The sequence below is a fragment of the Ruegeria jejuensis genome, assembly GCF_041537905.1.
In the GTDB taxonomy this organism is placed as follows: Bacteria; Pseudomonadota; Alphaproteobacteria; order Rhodobacterales; family Rhodobacteraceae; genus Ruegeria_C.
On sequence record NZ_JBGRUO010000006.1, the window covers coordinates 167431 to 182174 of the forward strand.

A 14744-nucleotide genomic window follows, 5' to 3' on the forward strand; every position below is an offset into this window, starting at 1 on the left:
TTAAGTCGTAATTTATTGGCAAATTCAGTTGTCGTGTTGGTCAACCCCATGAAAATGACACGCAACACCATGACCGTCGAACGACGTGTTCAGCTTCGGCTTGTCAACACTGCAAATATCCTGGGCTATGGGACATCTCGTGCGAAACGGGCACCCGGACGGAGGCGCCAGCGGCGAGGGCAATTCTCCATCGACCATTAATGACGCCCGGTCTGCCGGGGCGGGCTTGTCCAGATCCGGCACCGCAGCAATCAAAGCTCGGGTATATGGGTGCGACGGATTTTGGTAGATGGCTTCGCTGTCGGCGAGTTCCACCACATTACCCAGATACAGAACCATCACGCGTGTGGAAATGTGTTTTACGACACTGAGGTCATGGGCAATAAACATCAAGGAGAGGTTCATCTCTTTCTGCAGATCCATCAGCAGATTGATCACCTGCGCCTGGATCGACACGTCCAGCGCAGAAACCGGCTCGTCACAAATGATCAGCTTGGGCTCTAGTATCAGGGCCCTCGCAATCCCGATCCGCTGACACTGGCCACCGGAAAACTCGTGTGGATAGCGGTTGACCATATTGGGCAACAGGCCAACCCGCGCCATCATGGCTGCCACTTTCGCGCGGATCTCGGATCGGGGCATCTTTGGGAAATGGGTTTTCAACGGTTCCGCGATGATCTGTCCCAATGTCATTCGCGGGTTCAGCGAAGCTAGCGGATCCTGAAAGATCATCTGCAGATCCTTGCGCTGGTCGCGCATAGCGTTGCCATCCAGCTCCAGTAGGTCCTGCCCCATCCACAAAACGCGCCCGGAATGCGAAGGAACCATCCTTATGACAGCGCGGGCCAGCGTGGATTTACCGCAACCACTTTCGCCGACGATCCCCAGTGTTTCGCCGCGTTTGATGTCGAAACTGATCCCATCAACGGCCTTGATGTACTTTGGTTCCTTTTTTCTCGCGAGGCCGGTACCACCGTACTTAAAATATACCTTGACGTCATCGACCTTGAGCAGTGTTTCGGTACTGGTCATGCGAACTCCTCCGAGGACAGATGACAGGTGCGGCTGCGATCCGCTGCGAATTGTTCCAGCCTAGGCTTCTCGGCGATGCAGCGGTCATTGGCATATCCGCAGCGCGGAGAAAATGCGCAGCCCTTGGGTGGGTGCTGCATATTTGGCGGGTTTCCGGGGATGGTGGCCAGCTTGGCTTCATTTGACTCTAACCGGGGCACCGCGTGCAACAATCCACGGGTATAGGGATGGGTGGGTTCGGCAAAGAGCTCGCTCGTCGGGCCGGTTTCCATGACGCGCCCGCCATAGAGCACCAGCGTGTTCTCGCATGATCCTTTCACAACACCAAGGTCGTGGGTAATCAATACGATGCTCATGCCAAAATCGTTTTGCAGATCGCTGAGCAAATCCATGATTTGCGCCTGCACAGTTACGTCAAGTGCAGTTGTCGGCTCGTCGGCGATGACCAGCCTCGGGTGGCATAGCAAGGACATCGCGATCATCACTCGCTGGCGCATGCCCCCGGAAAACTCGTGCGGGTACATGTGCACACGTCGCGCCGGATCGGGAATTTTCACGGCGTCCAGCATTCTGATGCTATCCTTGATGGCATCCGTCTTACTGAGCCCTTTGTGAAGCATCAGCACCTCAGCCATCTGTTTGGACACCCGGACGAACGGATTCAGCGAGGTCATCGGATCCTGGAAGATCATCGCAATCTGCGCCGCGCGGTAGGTATTCATCACTTTTTCCGACGCATTCAGGATCTCGGTTCCGTCAAACTTGACCGATCCGGTCACCCGCCCGTTGCTGGCCAGCAGCCCCATGATCGAAAACGCCGTCTGGCTTTTCCCTGATCCGCTTTCTCCGACGATGGCCAGCGTCTTCTGCTCTCCGAGCGAAAAGCTTACATCTTGCACAGCACGTACCTGTCCGTCGGGTGTGTCGAATTCGACAGAGAGATTTTTGACTTCCAGCAAGCTCATGAAGGGTCCCTACCTGTCTTTGGGGTCCAGCGCATCGCGCAGGCCGTCACCGATGAAAAAGAAGCAAAAGAGCGTCACAACAAAAAAAGCGAGCGGGAAGAAAAGCTGCCAGTAGGTGCCGTATTGCAGGGTCGAGGCACCTTCCGAGATCAGCGCTCCCCAGCTTGTGTTGGGCTCCTGAACGCCGAGGCCAAGGAACGAGATGAAGCTCTCGGTCAGGATCATCTGAGGCACCAGAAGGGTCGCGTAAATCACGATCACACCCAGCAGGTTCGGGATGATGTGCCGGATGACAATCACATGGTGCTTGACCCCGATGGCCAGCGCCGCCTCGACATATTCTTTGGATTTCAGGGCCAGTGTCTGGCCGCGCACGATCCGTGACATTTCCAGCCAGGAAATCAAGCCAACGCCTACGAACAGCAACCACATCGAGCGGCCAAAGACGACCAAAAGCAGGATCAGCACGAACATGTAAGGGATCGACATCAGGATATCGACAAGCCGCATCATGATGTTGTCGGTGCGCCCGCCAACATATCCAGCGGTCGCGCCGTAAAGCGTCCCGAATGTGACGGCGATCAATGAACCGACGATCCCGACCATGAGTGAGACCTGCGTTCCCTGAACGACGCGTGCAAAGAGGTCCCGCCCCAGTTCATCGACGCCGAAATAGTGGCCGTTTTCGAACGACGGCGCGCCTAGCGACGCGATGTCGCCCAACACGCTCCAGTCCACCTCTTCGTTGCTCCATGCGGCCAGAAACGGGCCAAGAACGGCAACAAGGCATACAAGGCCCAGCACGAACAGGCTGATCACAGCGGCCCGGTTCTGCAAGAACCGGCGGCGCGCGTCCTGCCAGAGGGAACGCCCCTTGGTCGGTGTTTCCACGTGGCCTTCAGGAGCTGCAATGGCGGTGTCAGACATGGTGCGGCCTCATCAAAGTTTGATCTTGGGGTCAATCCAGGCGTAGAGGATGTCCACAACCAGATTGAACAGGATGGTCAGGCAGCCGATCAGGATCGTGATCCCCATCATCACCGAATAGTCCCGGTTCAGCGCCGAGTTCACAAAGGCCTGCCCGATACCGCCGGTGGTGAAATAAAGATCGATCACAACGGAACCGGTGATCATGATCACGAAGGTCGGCCCGAGGTAGGAAATCACCGGCAACATCGCCGGTTTCAAGGCATGCCGAAACAGGATTGCCCGTGCCGGCAAGCCCTTGGCGCGCGCGGTGCGGATAAAGTTGCTGTGCATCACTTCCAACAGCGAAGACCGCATGATCCGGGCAATCGACGCCATGAAGCTTGTCGACAGAGCGATCACCGGCATGATCAGGTAGGGCCATTGCCCACCGTTCCATCCGCCGCCGGGCAACCATCCCAGCCATAGCGTAAAGATCAGCACGAGGATCGGCGCCATGACAAAGTTCGGCAGCACCTGCGCGCCGATAGAAATACCCACGGCAAAGTAATCAAGCCACGAGTTCTGGTTCAGCGCAGCCGTGATGCCCAAGGCGCACCCAAACACAACGGCAACCACAAATGCGATCGACCCATAGGTCAACGTCACCGGGAAACCCTGGGCGATGATCTCGTTCACTGTCCGGTCCTTATATTGAAAGGACGGACCGAAATCGAACTGGGTGACGACACCCCAAACATAGTTCCAGATCTGGAGCGCAAGGGGATCGTCGAGATGGTACTTGGCCTCGATATTGGCCAGCACTTCGGGCGGCAGCGGGCGATCGGATGAAAACGGGCCGCCGGGTGCGGAATGCATCAGCAGAAAGGAGAAGACGATCAGAATGAGCAGCGTTGGAATCGCGGATAGCAGACGTCTGATGATGAACTCGGTCATGGGGACCTCCCGTGGACCTGGGATGTTTGGGACGAATTCGGAATGAGGTGCAGGACCAGAGACGTGGTGTGCGGCCCGGCGCCGCCCAGTCAGTCAGCTGCGAAATAGAGCTCGCGCGAGTACCATTTCTGCTCGACATTCCCGACGGGCCAGTTCCGAAGATCGTCGTTCATCATATAAACGCCTGCGTAGTGATAGATCGGAATGATCGGGAAGTCGGTTGCCAGGATTTCCTCGATACGTGTAAAACTTGCAGACGGATCGGGGCTGGTCTTGGCTTTTTCCAGCAGCGCGTCAACCTCGGGATTGGCGTAGCCCGCGTCGTTATAAGCATGCGTGCTGCTCATCAGGTCCAGGAAGGACGAAGCCAAGTTATACGGCCCGCACCATCCCGCGCGGCCTATGTCGAACTCCTGGTTCGAACGCGCTTCGAGGAACGTCTTCCATTCCATGTTTTGTAGGACGGTACCGACACCCAGCTTCTGCTTCCACATCTGGGACACGATGATCGCAATCTTCTTGTGTGCCTCGCTGGTATTGTAAAGAAGATCCAGCTCAATCTCTTCGCCAGTGTAGCCAGCCTCGGCCAGCAAAGCCGTAGCGCGCGCATCCCTTTCGGCTTGCGTCATACTGCGGGCCGGGGTGTCGGGTCCGACAAAGTTCGCAGTCGCCTCGGGTGTAAACGTATAGGCCGGAAATTCGCCACCCTGCAGGATCGCGTTGGTGATCACCTCTCGGTCAATGGCCAGGTAAAGCGCCTCGCGAACACGCGGGTCCAGCAGCGCGGGATGCGTATTTTCCGTCATGTTGATGAAGTAGTAGTAAGCACAGAGACGCGGAAAGCTGACCGCGTCATCCGGGTGTTTTTTGCTTAGGGCATTGTATTGCCCGGTAGGCACCTCTGTGCGATCCAACTCACCGGCGAGGTAGCGCGTCAGGGCACCATTGTCGTCACTGATGACAAGAGCCTCGACCCTTTCCAAAATCGTGTTCTGATCGTTCCAGTAAAGCGGATTGCGTTCGCGCACGGACTTTTCTTGCGGCACATGTTCGGTCAGAACATAAGCACCGTTTGATACGATGTTGCCGGGCTTGGTCCAGTCAGACCCATGCGCATCGATCGCCCATTTCGGCGACGGAAATGTCGGTTCGCTGGTCGTCATAAGCGGAAAGTGCCCCATGCTGTTTTCCAACCGAACTTCCAGAGTGTGGTCATCCAAGGCTTTCACACCAAGCTCGGACGGATCCATATCTCCGGCCATTACAGCTTTGACATTCTTCAGCCCCATTTCCTTAGCAAACCAGGAATAAGGAGAGGCCGTGTTCGGATCGGCAAGTCGCTTCCACGAATACTCAAAATCATGGGCGGTCACAGGTTTGCCGTCTGACCATTTGGCGTTGTCACGCAATTGAAAGGTGTAGACGGTGTTGTCAGCACTCGCTTCAAAATGGGTGGCGACACCCGGCACCAGATTGCCATCGGCGTCCTGGTTCATGAGCCCTTCGAAAAGGTCCCGAATGAATTCACCGCCCTGGACATCTTCCGCCAGTTGCGGATCAATCGAGGCAAATTCATCGCCAACGCGGTATATAAACACCTGCTCGTCGGCGAGTTCTTCATTGGTGATAGGATGGACGTCCGCGATAGAGGGCGATGCAAGCAACGCCATGCTGAGAACGGAGGACAATGCAAGTGCGCGGTTCGAGGTCATGTTTGCTCCGAGTATGTACAGTAGCATCAGCGAATAGAAAGCGCAGGACATCACCTGTTCGCTAGTTTTCCAGGCCTTATCTTGTGCCTTGCTGTGCCTTGTGGTTCATAGTGGTCGGTGTGGTAGCAAACATTTTCCCTTTGGAATCCTGCTGAATCATCAAGGTGCTTGACTTTACGTCAGCAATACAAATTTTTTGCATTTATCCTAAGATGTTAAACGGCGGCGAGCGCCGAGTGGTTTCTTTGCGACCGCCGCTCAGTTGAGCGTCTCCAACTTGTGAAGCGGTGGCGTGCACCGTAATCTGACGCTTATCGGCGCTTCGCCCGTTTTGGTCGGGAATCGCGATTTTTCACCCGAAAGATCCGGAGCGAACTGTTGGCCACACTATATTTGATCATTCCTCGAAGAGGGTTGGACGATGACATTTAGGCAGCTTCAGGCGTTTCTGCTCGTGGTGCGAACTGGGACATTAGCGGCCGCCGCTGAGCATATGGGGTTAACACAATCGGGCGTAAGTCGACTTGTCACTGAACTTTCGCGGAATGTGGGGTTCGAACTTTTTACTCGCGTGGGCCGGGGCGTAACGCCAACAACTCAGGGCATGGCTTTCTTCAAAATCGCAGAGGGTGTTTACGATAGCGCCGAATCCCTACAACGCGCCGCGGCCGAGATCCGCGCAGGGATCGAAGATCGGGTTCGCCTAGCCTGTCTACCGACGATCGGCGCCGCGGTATTGCCATCGGTTCTCGAGTCGTTTCATCAGACCTACCCAAATGCCTTCGTCGACATTTATGATCAGGATGCCAAAGAAACTGTGGAAGCTTTCTACGACAAAAAGCTCGACTTTGCCGTAACGCACAAAGTTGGTCATCTTGAAGGGATCCACACCGAAGCCTTTGCGACGGCCGACTATGTGTTTGCTGTTCACCAGGACCATGAGCTGGCCAACCTGAAGGTGATCAAAAATACCGATCTCAGCGGGCATAGTCATGTGGGGTTTGAAAGCGAAACGATGTTCTTGCCCAATGATGACGAGACCCGGTTAATTGGCGAAGCATCTGGCAGCATTTCCAAGCGAATCTGGTGCCAATCATCCGTCATGCGGTACGCGCTGTTGGCCAATAAGCGCAACGTCAACATTGCGGAACCATTTTCACTGCCGCTATTTACACCGCATGGCGTTGTTGCGCGCAAGTTCGAACCGCGGGTTACCATCGAGATGGAATTTGTGATGCCGACAGAAAACGCAAATGTTTCGATGTATGTCGACCTAAAGCGGGCATTCCGCAAAGCCACGGCCTCCTTCGCCGCCCGCCACGATTTGCCAATCTTCGTAAGCGGCAAAGAAAAGCTGTGAGCCAGACTGACTCGGGTGTAGGGCAAGCGCGCTTCACGGCAAAACCAAGGATTGGCTTATGATCGATTTACAGGCATTGCTCTTGCGCATCGCAGATCGGGTCTACCATGAAGCGGACTGGGGACAGCCTGCGCAATATATCCCGGACCTGGCCGAAATCGACCCCGCCCAATTTGCCATCAGCGTCTGTACCGCAGACGGGGAGACATATTCCGCGGGGCGGGCCAATCAGCCGTTCTCTATTCAAAGCATCTCCAAGGTTTTCGCACTGATCGCAACCTTGGGACGTATAGGCGATCAATTGTGGATGCGGGTCGACCGCGAGCCTTCGGGCACCGCTTTCGACTCGATCATTCTTTTGGAAAGCGAGAAAGGCCATCCCAGAAACCCGTTTGTGAATGCAGGCGCCATAGTCACGACTGACGCCCTGTTGTCTGGCCGTGAACCCAAATTGGCTTTGGCCGAAGTCCTGAATCTCGTGCGCGCAATGGCCGAGGATGATGACCTTCATATCAACGGCGCCGTGGCAAGATCTGAGCAAGAGACAGGGGCCAGAAACAAGGCGCTCGCACACTATCTGGCTTCCTATGGGAACCTTTTGAACCCGCCCGACTTGGTCCTTGGAACCTATTTTCATCAATGTGCAATTGAAATGACAACTGTCCAGCTTGCCCGAGCTGGTCGTGTTCTAGCCGGTTTGAATGGATCGCCCAATGTCGTTTCACCATATCATGCCCGTCGCATCAATGCGTTGATGATGACTTGCGGTCACTACGATGGTTCCGGCGACTTTGCTTTTCGCGTTGGGTTGCCCGGAAAAAGTGGCGTTGGTGGCGGAATCCTCATTATTGCACCCAACGTTGCTTCCATCGGCATTTGGTCGCCGGGATTGAATTTCTACGGCAACTCAAATGCTGGTACACGGGCAGCTGCCTATCTTACCCAAGAAACTGGATGGTCAGTCTTCTGAATTGATCAGTGAGTATCCGTTGCCCCAAGATAGGATCGTTTCGTCTGCGACCCATAGGTTGCCCGCTTTTGGAAGCCGCTTTGGATTGGCGAACGGCAAGACCGTTCGCCAAGGCAGGTCAGATATCGATGCGCTCGGCGATGTTCAGAGCGTCTTCGAGTTCAACGCCGAGGTAACGCACTGTGCTGTCGACCTTGATGTGACCGAGCAGCAGCTGCACTGCCCGCAGATTGCCGGTCTTTCGACAAATTTACGCTACCTTCGTACGGCGGAGCGAATGCGTGCCGTATGCGCTTGGCTCCAACCCAATCGCCGACACCCAATCGCGGACGAGCCGACCGTATTGGCGGGTTGATATGTGTGGGCGGTCGTGAAACCGGCTGGGAAACATGAACAGGCAAGCAAGCATATCCGGTGATCTGACCCATGTCAGAACAGTTTCTCGCGTGTTTTCCGTAAGTTCGAATTGAACAGGTCGCCTGGTTTTACTCTGAATCACCGACACACGGTCCCGAACGCGATCATCCTTCACCAGATCAAACACGGCAAGTTTGACCAGATCGCAGCCCCGCAGTTTGCTGTCGATGGCGACGTTGAACAAGGCAAGGTCGCGCAGATTACCCGCAAGTTCTAGCCGCGCGCGGATTGCCCACACCTGTTTTGGCAGCAATGGACGTTTCTGTCCGATGAGCCAACCCTTGTTCCACGTCTTGCGTTTTGGGGTGACTGCGGGAAGTTGGACTCTTGACATGGTTTGCCCTCCGATCCTCCCTCCGCGCCCAATCATCAGCACCGCGCTGACGGGATGATTGTACAATCTGAGCGGATGGTCGGTGTCCGAGGCCCGAGAGATGTGCCGTCGCTGCGACCGCAGCGGGCGGCTGAGAGCCCAACTCGGAAGTGCCATTCTTTGCGAACGCATGCAGCGCCGGTTTTGCTGCAATCGCGCGAAAGATCATGCCGCTCGGTGGAAGACAATTTGGCCATTCAGTTCAAGCGCAGCGAAGTTTGGGTGCGCAATGGACGGCAGTTGGCAAACTGGAATCTTACCGATTCTTCTCCGATGACAACTCGTTGCCAGCCAGATCCGAGTAAGAGCGTTCTCCACGCGTGATTTGGCGGCTTAAGATGTTCTTTGCGGCTTTCACTTTGCCCTCACGCAGATGCGCAGTGATTGCATCATGTTCTTTCAAAGATTTGGCAGTGCGATCCGGGCGCTTTGATAAATGCGTGCGCATTGTGCGGACGATGTCACTGACTTTCTGATATCCGTCCCGCAGGTAGCTGTTGCCACAATGTCTGAAAAATGCGTCGTGAAAAGCTGCGTCCAACTCGAGATACCGTTCGAAATCATCGGCCTTCCGCGCGTCAGTCATCTCGGACACCAAATCCGCAAGTTCATCAAGCAAGGCAGAAGGGTTTTCAACAAGCGCCTGATCCATAGCCGCTGTTTCGAGGATCAACCGATACCTACAGAGTTGCACGACATCCTCGTGAGACAGAGTGAAAACAAATGCTCCGCGCCGCGGAACGATCTGCACAAGACCCTGAAGGTTTAACGCTGCAAGGGCCTCGCGAATCGGCGTCTTACTGATGCCCATGGCCGTTGAAAGCTTGGCTTCCTGCAGCGACTCGCCCAACCCAAAGACACCCTGCACGATGTTTCTCCGGATTTCCGCCTCCGCAATTTTGCTCAATGAATCCGGTCGTTTAAGTTGCATTTTCCCTGCCATATTTAAGGTATCTGACCACTCTACTGTTTCAGGGTATCACGTCCAGCATTGATTTATATATTATATCTGATATGTCAGATGAAAGATCGTAAAAATACTGAACAATTCATGGGAGGAAACCTTGTTCAACAAATCCACATTCGCGCTTGCCGTCGCCATGTCGACCGGACTTGCCTTCGCGGCCTCGGCCGAAACAGTTATCAAAGTTGGGCACGGTGCCGCCGAAGCATTCCACATGCATCGTGCGCTCCTGAAATTCGAAGAACTGGTTGAGACCGGTTCGAATGGCGAAATCGATGTCCAGATCTTTCCATCCTCGCAGATGGGCCCGGATCGCGAGATGATCGAAGGTGTTCAAACCGGCGTTCTTGAAATGGCCATTCCCCCGTCTTCGTTCTTCGCAGGTTGGGATCCGGCTTTTGCGGTGATCGAGCTTCCCTACATGTATGCCTCCAAAGACATCGCCTTTGATGTTCTGGATGGTGAGGCCGGAGACGGAATGCTCGGACGGGTCGAAAATCAGGGGCTCGTCGGTCTTGGTTGGCTTGAATTGGGCGTGCGCAACGTGACCAACAATGTCCGCCCGGTTGAAACACCCGAAGACCTTGAAGGCGTCAAGCTGCGCACGATGAAGGTTCCGGCGCATGTGGCAACATTCGAGACACTCGGCGCCAACCCGACACCGATGAACTTCGGCGAGGTTTACTCTGCCCTCCAGCAAGGCGTGATCGACGGGCAGGAAAACCCGCTGGCGATCATTACCTCACAGCGTTTCTACGAGGTGCAGAAGTACCTTTCGACCACGGGCCATGTCTTTGCGGTCTACATGCCGGTCATCTCCAAACCATTCTTTGACTCGCTGCCCGCGGAGCATCAGCAACTGGTCCGCGACTCGATGGCCGCCGCACGAGATTATCAGGCTGAACTGGTCGCCAGCGAAAATGCGGAGCAGCTGGAACAGATCCGTGCCGCTGGTGTCGAGGTTCTGGAACTGACTGCAGAGCAGAGACAGGCTTTCGCCGACAAAACCGAAAGCGTTCGCCTGAAATATCGCGATGAAGTTGGCGCAGAAGCCTACGACGCTTGGGTCGCGGCGGTATCCGCTGCAAGCGGAAGCTGACCCACGAAATACTCTGTCAATCCGGGCACCCGTACCATGCGGGATCGGGTGCCCCTTTCGTTCAAGGGGAGGTGAACGATGTCGGCTATCAAATGGATCGATATGAATGCCGAAAAAGTCCTGGCCAGTGCGCTCCTAGCCGCGATTGTCGTGTTGATTTTCGGCAATGTGTTTATGCGCTATATCATGAATGCCTCTCTTTCATGGGGTGAAGAGCTAACACTCTGGCTGTTCGTCTGGTTTGTCTGGCTTGGTGTCAGCTATGCCTTCCACACCGGCGATCATGTGCGCATTACAGTCCTACGTGATGTCCTGAGCGAGCGGGCGAGGCTTTATGCGGACGTTGTGATCGCGCTTCTGGTTCTTGGGTTTCTGATCGTTCTGACAATTGAATGCATCAAGCTGATCCGGCAGCCCTTTGTCGCCAGCCAGACCTCGGTTGTTTTGGGGCTGCCAATCCCGATCCTTTATGCTTCAGCGCCGGTTGGTGCGGGCCTGTCCGCGATCCGCATCACTCAACATCTGATCCGAACCCTGCGTCTGATCGCAGGAACCAAAGTGTGAGGAACCCGGCATGCTTGCGACAACGCTTTTCCTTACACTTTTCGCCCTTCTGCTTTTCAGCGTGCCCATTGGCATCTGCCTGGGTCTTGCGACCATGATCGTGATGGTCTTCGTGGATGGCACGCCGCCGATGGTTCTTTTGGCGCGCTCGGTGGTCACAGGCGCGGATTCGTTTCCGCTGATCGCTGTTCCCTTGTTCATCCTCGCAGGAGACCTGATGCAGCACGGTGGGATGTCCCGTCGACTGGTTGGGTTCGCCAATGCACTGATAGGTCACATCCGGGGTGGGTTGGCTTATGTGAACGTGCTCGCCTGTGTGTTCTTTGCCGCCATATCCGGTTCGTCTCCTGCAACTGTCGCCGCCATCGGATCAAACATGATCCCCGAGATGGAAAAGGTCGGCTATACCCGCAAATTCAGCGGCGCATTGACGGCGTCTTCGGGGATGATCGGCGTGATGATCCCACCAAGTATCCCCTTCATCATCTATGGTGTTACTGCCGAGGTTTCGATTGGAAAGCTGTTCCTGGCGGGTGTTGTTCCTGGTATCCTTTTTGCCCTCATGTTCATGTTGGTCGCCCGCGTCCTGCTGCGGAAGGACGCGGTTGTTCAGCAATCGACAACCACGTTCTCAGGCCCGGGCGTCTGGCAGAGTTTCCGGTCTTCGATCTGGGCGCTTCTGGTGCCAGTAATTATCCTTGGGGGCATCTATAGTGGTATCTTCACCCCGACCGAAGCCGGCGCCGTGGCTGTGGTTTATGCCGCCTTCATCGGCATCTTCGTCTATGGAGACATCACCCTGAAGGACCTGCCAGAGGTTTTGGCGGGCAGTGCAAAGACCAGCGGCACCATTCTGATATTGGTGATCATGGCGACCGCCTTTGGCAGACTGATCACGCTTGCAAGAATCCCGACAGAACTCGCCACAACGATCACCAGCCTGTCCGACAATCCGATCATCATTCTATTGTTGATCAATCTGCTATTGCTGGTGATCGGCATGTTCATGGAGACGATTTCGTCGATCATCATCATGACGCCGATCCTGCTGCCGGTTGCAACCGCGCTGGGTGTCGATCCTATCGTCTTTGGCGTCATTCTGACGGTCAATCTGGCCATCGGATTCTGTACACCACCTTTGGGCGTAAACCTGTTCGTGGCCAGCAGCATTTCGAAGGTCTCCATCGAAAGCCTCAGCCGCGCGATCCTGCCATTCTTTGCCGGCATGCTGATCCTGTTGATGTTCATCACCTATGTGCCCGCAATCTCCCTGGCCCTGCCATCCCTTTGGTGAACGGCTGAGGCGTTTCAAACGTTAGACAACAAAACCAGAGGACCCGGATGGATCTGGACCTATCCCACCCGTCGATAGAAGACCTTCGGAAAACCGCGCAAAAGCGCATCCCGAAGTTTGCCTTCGAGTATCTCGACAGCGCAACTGGCAGAGAGCTGGGGAAAAGCGTGAATCGTGATGCGCTTGATGCTATCGGGTTCATGCCCAGCGTGCTGTGTGGACGAACCAAAGCCGACCTCCAAACGACACTGCTGGGGCAGACCTACGATCTGCCGTTTGGAATTGCACCTGTCGGTATGTCTGGATTGTTGTGGGCCGGCGCGGAACGGATGCTGGCGCAGGCCGCCGTCGCCCACAACATCCCGTTTTCACTGTCCAGCGTCGCGGTCGCCTCACCGGAGGATGTCGCCCCTTACATCGGCCAAAACGGGTGGTTTCAGCACTACCCCGTGAACTCTGCAGAATTGCGCCGGGAAATGCTGCCACGGATCAAGGCCGCTGGTTTTCACACACTTATTATGACTGTCGATGTCCCGGAAGAAAGCAGGCGTGAACGCCAGAGACGTGCAAACCTGACCGTCCCGCCCAAGGCCGACTTGCGAACGCTTGCCGAAATGGCCGCGCGGCCGGCTTGGTGCCTTGCCCATATGCTTGAAGGTATCATGCCGCGCATGCGGTTCTTTGATGACTATGTGCCGCAACGCGGTCGGGAGAGTTTCACCCATGCTGGCGCCCTGATCCGAGGCATTCCCGATTGGCAATACCTGCGAGAATTGCGCGACGAATGGGATGGTCATCTTGTCGTCAAAGGCGTTTTACGGTCGGAGGATGCTGAAAAAATGGTGGCAGAGGGCGTAGATTGCATTTGGGTTTCAAATCATTCCGGTCGCCAATTCGAAGCTGGACCTGCTGTCATCGACCAGTTGCCAAAAATCCGTGATGCGGTCGGACCGCGTGTCCCCCTCATATACGATTCTGGTGTGGCCTGGGGCCTGGATATCATGCGCGCGTTGGCCAAAGGTGCCGATTTCGTCATGGTCGGGCGGGCGTTTCAGTATGCGGTCGCAGCTTTTGGATCACAGGGCATAGATCACCTCGTGCATATTTTGCGAGCTGACATGACAGCCAATATGAGTCAGTTGGGCGTTGAAAAACCTGACCATCTTGCCCGGTTCCTTCTAAACAGCGACTGAGCAATCCGCCGGAATCGGAAAGCTTTAGGACTGCGCGTTGCTGTTGGTCTCACGCAGGCCCTTCACGATTAGATCAGCCGTTGATCGCGAACACGCCATCGGCAGATCGTATACCGTCGCAAGACGGGTCAACGCCTTTACATCCACATCGTGCGGCATAGGCGAGAGTGGGTCGACGAAGAATATCAAAGCATCAAGCTTCTCTTCGCAGATCATTGCACCAATCTGCTGGTCACCGCCAAGCGGGCCACTTTTCAAACAGGTTACATTCAATTCAGGAAAGGCTTCTTTGATACGACCGCCGGTCGTACCTGTTGATACGATGCTAACTCCTGATAGCCGGGTCTTCTGAAGGCCAACCCAAGCTACGATCTCGTCTTTTCTTGCGTCATGCGCAACAAGCGCAAAACACGGGCGATCACCGGATGAATTGTTCAACGTAGTTCTCCCCAAGACCAACTTCGGCGAAGTGCTTTCGACACAGATCGATCTTGGTGAACACATCCTCGTAGCCTTGCACCTTGCCCCACGGATCGACATAGCACATCACACCGTTAACCTGGAAATAGGTGATCATCTCTTCGACATCATCCGGAACAACCAGCGTGTGAGTTTCACCCGGTGGTTCATAGACATAGCCGCCCTCTTCGGCGACCCAGTCATGTTCCAAGTAGTGCCAGCGTCCTTTCAGAACAAAGCCGTGGACAGGTTGCGGGTGACGGTGGCGCGAAAGGACACCGGCCTTGCGGACCTTCAACAGGTTCATCCAATAGCCTTGTGACCGATTGAGGCAGAGGGGGCGGAACCACACGTTTTCGGCCTGCGGCACCCAGAGCCTTTCGTCCTCTGTCACCGCGTTCGGTATCACAATCTCGTCCTGCGCTTCCTTCGGGAACGGCAACTGATACGGCATTCTCGCAGTGTCGTCGTTTTTCATT

General features: G+C 55.3%; 14 protein-coding genes and 1 pseudogene. 6 read left to right on the forward strand and 9 right to left on the reverse strand.

The annotated features are described in order from the left end of the window. Positions 1–24: 24 nt before the first annotated feature. The 5 genes from AB1E34_RS09585 to AB1E34_RS09605 form a co-directional block, all read right to left on the reverse strand. Positions 25–1032, reverse strand: a complete 1008-nt coding sequence (locus AB1E34_RS09585; RefSeq protein ID WP_372572114.1) for an ABC transporter ATP-binding protein — start codon at positions 1030–1032, stop codon at positions 25–27. Beyond that, positions 1029–1997: an oligopeptide/dipeptide ABC transporter ATP-binding protein gene (locus AB1E34_RS09590; RefSeq protein WP_372572115.1), complete on the reverse strand. Its 969-nt coding sequence runs from the start codon at positions 1995–1997 to the stop codon at positions 1029–1031. Before AB1E34_RS09590 ends, AB1E34_RS09585 begins: the two co-directional genes overlap by 4 nt. A gap of 9 nt (positions 1998–2006) precedes the next feature. Then, a complete protein-coding gene (locus AB1E34_RS09595) occupies positions 2007–2924 on the reverse strand; it encodes an ABC transporter permease subunit (RefSeq protein WP_372572116.1) in 918 nt (305 codons plus the stop codon). Between the two features lie 12 nt (positions 2925–2936). Next, positions 2937–3860, reverse strand: a complete 924-nt coding sequence (gene oppB / locus AB1E34_RS09600; protein WP_372572117.1) for an oligopeptide ABC transporter permease OppB — start codon at positions 3858–3860, stop codon at positions 2937–2939. 89 nt (positions 3861–3949) lie between these two features. Then, a complete protein-coding gene (locus AB1E34_RS09605) occupies positions 3950–5572 on the reverse strand; it encodes a peptide ABC transporter substrate-binding protein (RefSeq protein ID WP_372572118.1) in 1623 nt (540 codons plus the stop codon). Positions 5573–5993: 421 nt separating this feature from the next. On the opposite strand from AB1E34_RS09605, the gene AB1E34_RS09610 reads away from it, so the two are divergent. Both AB1E34_RS09610 and AB1E34_RS09615 read left to right on the forward strand, forming a co-directional pair. Then, positions 5994–6932, forward strand: a complete 939-nt coding sequence (locus AB1E34_RS09610; protein ID WP_372572119.1) for a LysR family transcriptional regulator — start codon at positions 5994–5996, stop codon at positions 6930–6932. 58 nt (positions 6933–6990) lie between these two features. Then, positions 6991–7902, forward strand: a complete 912-nt coding sequence (locus AB1E34_RS09615) for a glutaminase (RefSeq protein ID WP_372572120.1) — start codon at positions 6991–6993, stop codon at positions 7900–7902. Positions 7903–8020: 118 nt separating this feature from the next. On the opposite strand, the pseudogene AB1E34_RS09620 reads toward AB1E34_RS09615, so the two are convergent. Then, positions 8021–8653, reverse strand: a pseudogene (locus tag AB1E34_RS09620) (tyrosine-type recombinase/integrase). Between the two features lie 295 nt (positions 8654–8948). Beyond that, positions 8949–9623 (reverse strand): GntR family transcriptional regulator, encoded by a 675-nt coding sequence (locus tag AB1E34_RS09625; protein WP_372572121.1) that lies wholly within the window; start codon positions 9621–9623, stop codon positions 8949–8951. Positions 9624–9756: 133 nt separating this feature from the next. On the opposite strand from AB1E34_RS09625, the gene AB1E34_RS09630 reads away from it, so the two are divergent. The 4 genes from AB1E34_RS09630 to AB1E34_RS09645 all read left to right on the forward strand — a co-directional run bounded on the left by AB1E34_RS09630 (position 9757) and on the right by AB1E34_RS09645 (position 13806). Then, positions 9757–10755 (forward strand): TRAP transporter substrate-binding protein, encoded by a 999-nt coding sequence (locus AB1E34_RS09630; protein WP_372572122.1) that lies wholly within the window; start codon positions 9757–9759, stop codon positions 10753–10755. 78 nt (positions 10756–10833) lie between these two features. Further along, positions 10834–11319, forward strand: a complete 486-nt coding sequence (locus tag AB1E34_RS09635; protein WP_372572123.1) for a TRAP transporter small permease — start codon at positions 10834–10836, stop codon at positions 11317–11319. 10 nt (positions 11320–11329) lie between these two features. Further along, positions 11330–12613 (forward strand): TRAP transporter large permease, encoded by a 1284-nt coding sequence (locus AB1E34_RS09640; protein ID WP_372572124.1) that lies wholly within the window; start codon positions 11330–11332, stop codon positions 12611–12613. A gap of 47 nt (positions 12614–12660) precedes the next feature. Next, positions 12661–13806, forward strand: coding sequence for an alpha-hydroxy acid oxidase (locus AB1E34_RS09645; protein ID WP_372572125.1), 1146 nt, complete (start codon positions 12661–12663; stop codon positions 13804–13806). A 24-nt stretch (positions 13807–13830) separates the two neighbouring features. Here AB1E34_RS09645 and AB1E34_RS09650 read toward each other — a convergent pair whose 3' ends face one another. Continuing rightward, on the reverse strand, positions 13831–14244 hold the full coding sequence (locus AB1E34_RS09650; RefSeq protein WP_372572126.1) for a methylglyoxal synthase: 414 nt from the start codon (positions 14242–14244) through the stop codon (positions 13831–13833). After that, positions 14225–14743 carry a 2,4'-dihydroxyacetophenone dioxygenase family protein gene (locus AB1E34_RS09655; RefSeq protein ID WP_372572127.1) on the reverse strand — a complete coding sequence of 173 codons (519 nt, stop codon included), beginning with the start codon at positions 14741–14743 and terminating at the stop codon, positions 14225–14227. The genes AB1E34_RS09650 and AB1E34_RS09655 overlap by 20 nt, the downstream gene beginning before the upstream one ends. Between the last annotated feature and the right edge of the window lies 1 nt (position 14744).

Excerpts from the sequence above, each read along its gene's own strand:
- AB1E34_RS09585 (WP_372572114.1), bottom strand. The coding sequence starts at position 1,032 with ATGACCAGTACCGAAACACTGCTCAAGGTCGATGACGTCAAGGTATAT.
- AB1E34_RS09590 (WP_372572115.1), bottom strand. The coding sequence starts at position 1,997 with ATGAGCTTGCTGGAAGTCAAAAATCTCTCTGTCGAATTCGACACACCC.
- AB1E34_RS09595 (WP_372572116.1), bottom strand. The coding sequence starts at position 2,924 with ATGTCTGACACCGCCATTGCAGCTCCTGAAGGCCACGTGGAAACACCG.
- oppB (WP_372572117.1), bottom strand. The coding sequence starts at position 3,860 with ATGACCGAGTTCATCATCAGACGTCTGCTATCCGCGATTCCAACGCTG.
- AB1E34_RS09605 (WP_372572118.1), bottom strand. The coding sequence starts at position 5,572 with ATGACCTCGAACCGCGCACTTGCATTGTCCTCCGTTCTCAGCATGGCG.
- AB1E34_RS09610 (WP_372572119.1), top strand. The coding sequence starts at position 5,994 with ATGACATTTAGGCAGCTTCAGGCGTTTCTGCTCGTGGTGCGAACTGGG.
- AB1E34_RS09615 (WP_372572120.1), top strand. The coding sequence starts at position 6,991 with ATGATCGATTTACAGGCATTGCTCTTGCGCATCGCAGATCGGGTCTAC.
- AB1E34_RS09625 (WP_372572121.1), bottom strand. The coding sequence starts at position 9,623 with ATGCAACTTAAACGACCGGATTCATTGAGCAAAATTGCGGAGGCGGAA.
- AB1E34_RS09635 (WP_372572123.1), top strand. The coding sequence starts at position 10,834 with ATGTCGGCTATCAAATGGATCGATATGAATGCCGAAAAAGTCCTGGCC.
- AB1E34_RS09640 (WP_372572124.1), top strand. The coding sequence starts at position 11,330 with ATGCTTGCGACAACGCTTTTCCTTACACTTTTCGCCCTTCTGCTTTTC.
- AB1E34_RS09645 (WP_372572125.1), top strand. The coding sequence starts at position 12,661 with ATGGATCTGGACCTATCCCACCCGTCGATAGAAGACCTTCGGAAAACC.
- AB1E34_RS09655 (WP_372572127.1), bottom strand. The coding sequence starts at position 14,743 with ATGAAAAACGACGACACTGCGAGAATGCCGTATCAGTTGCCGTTCCCG.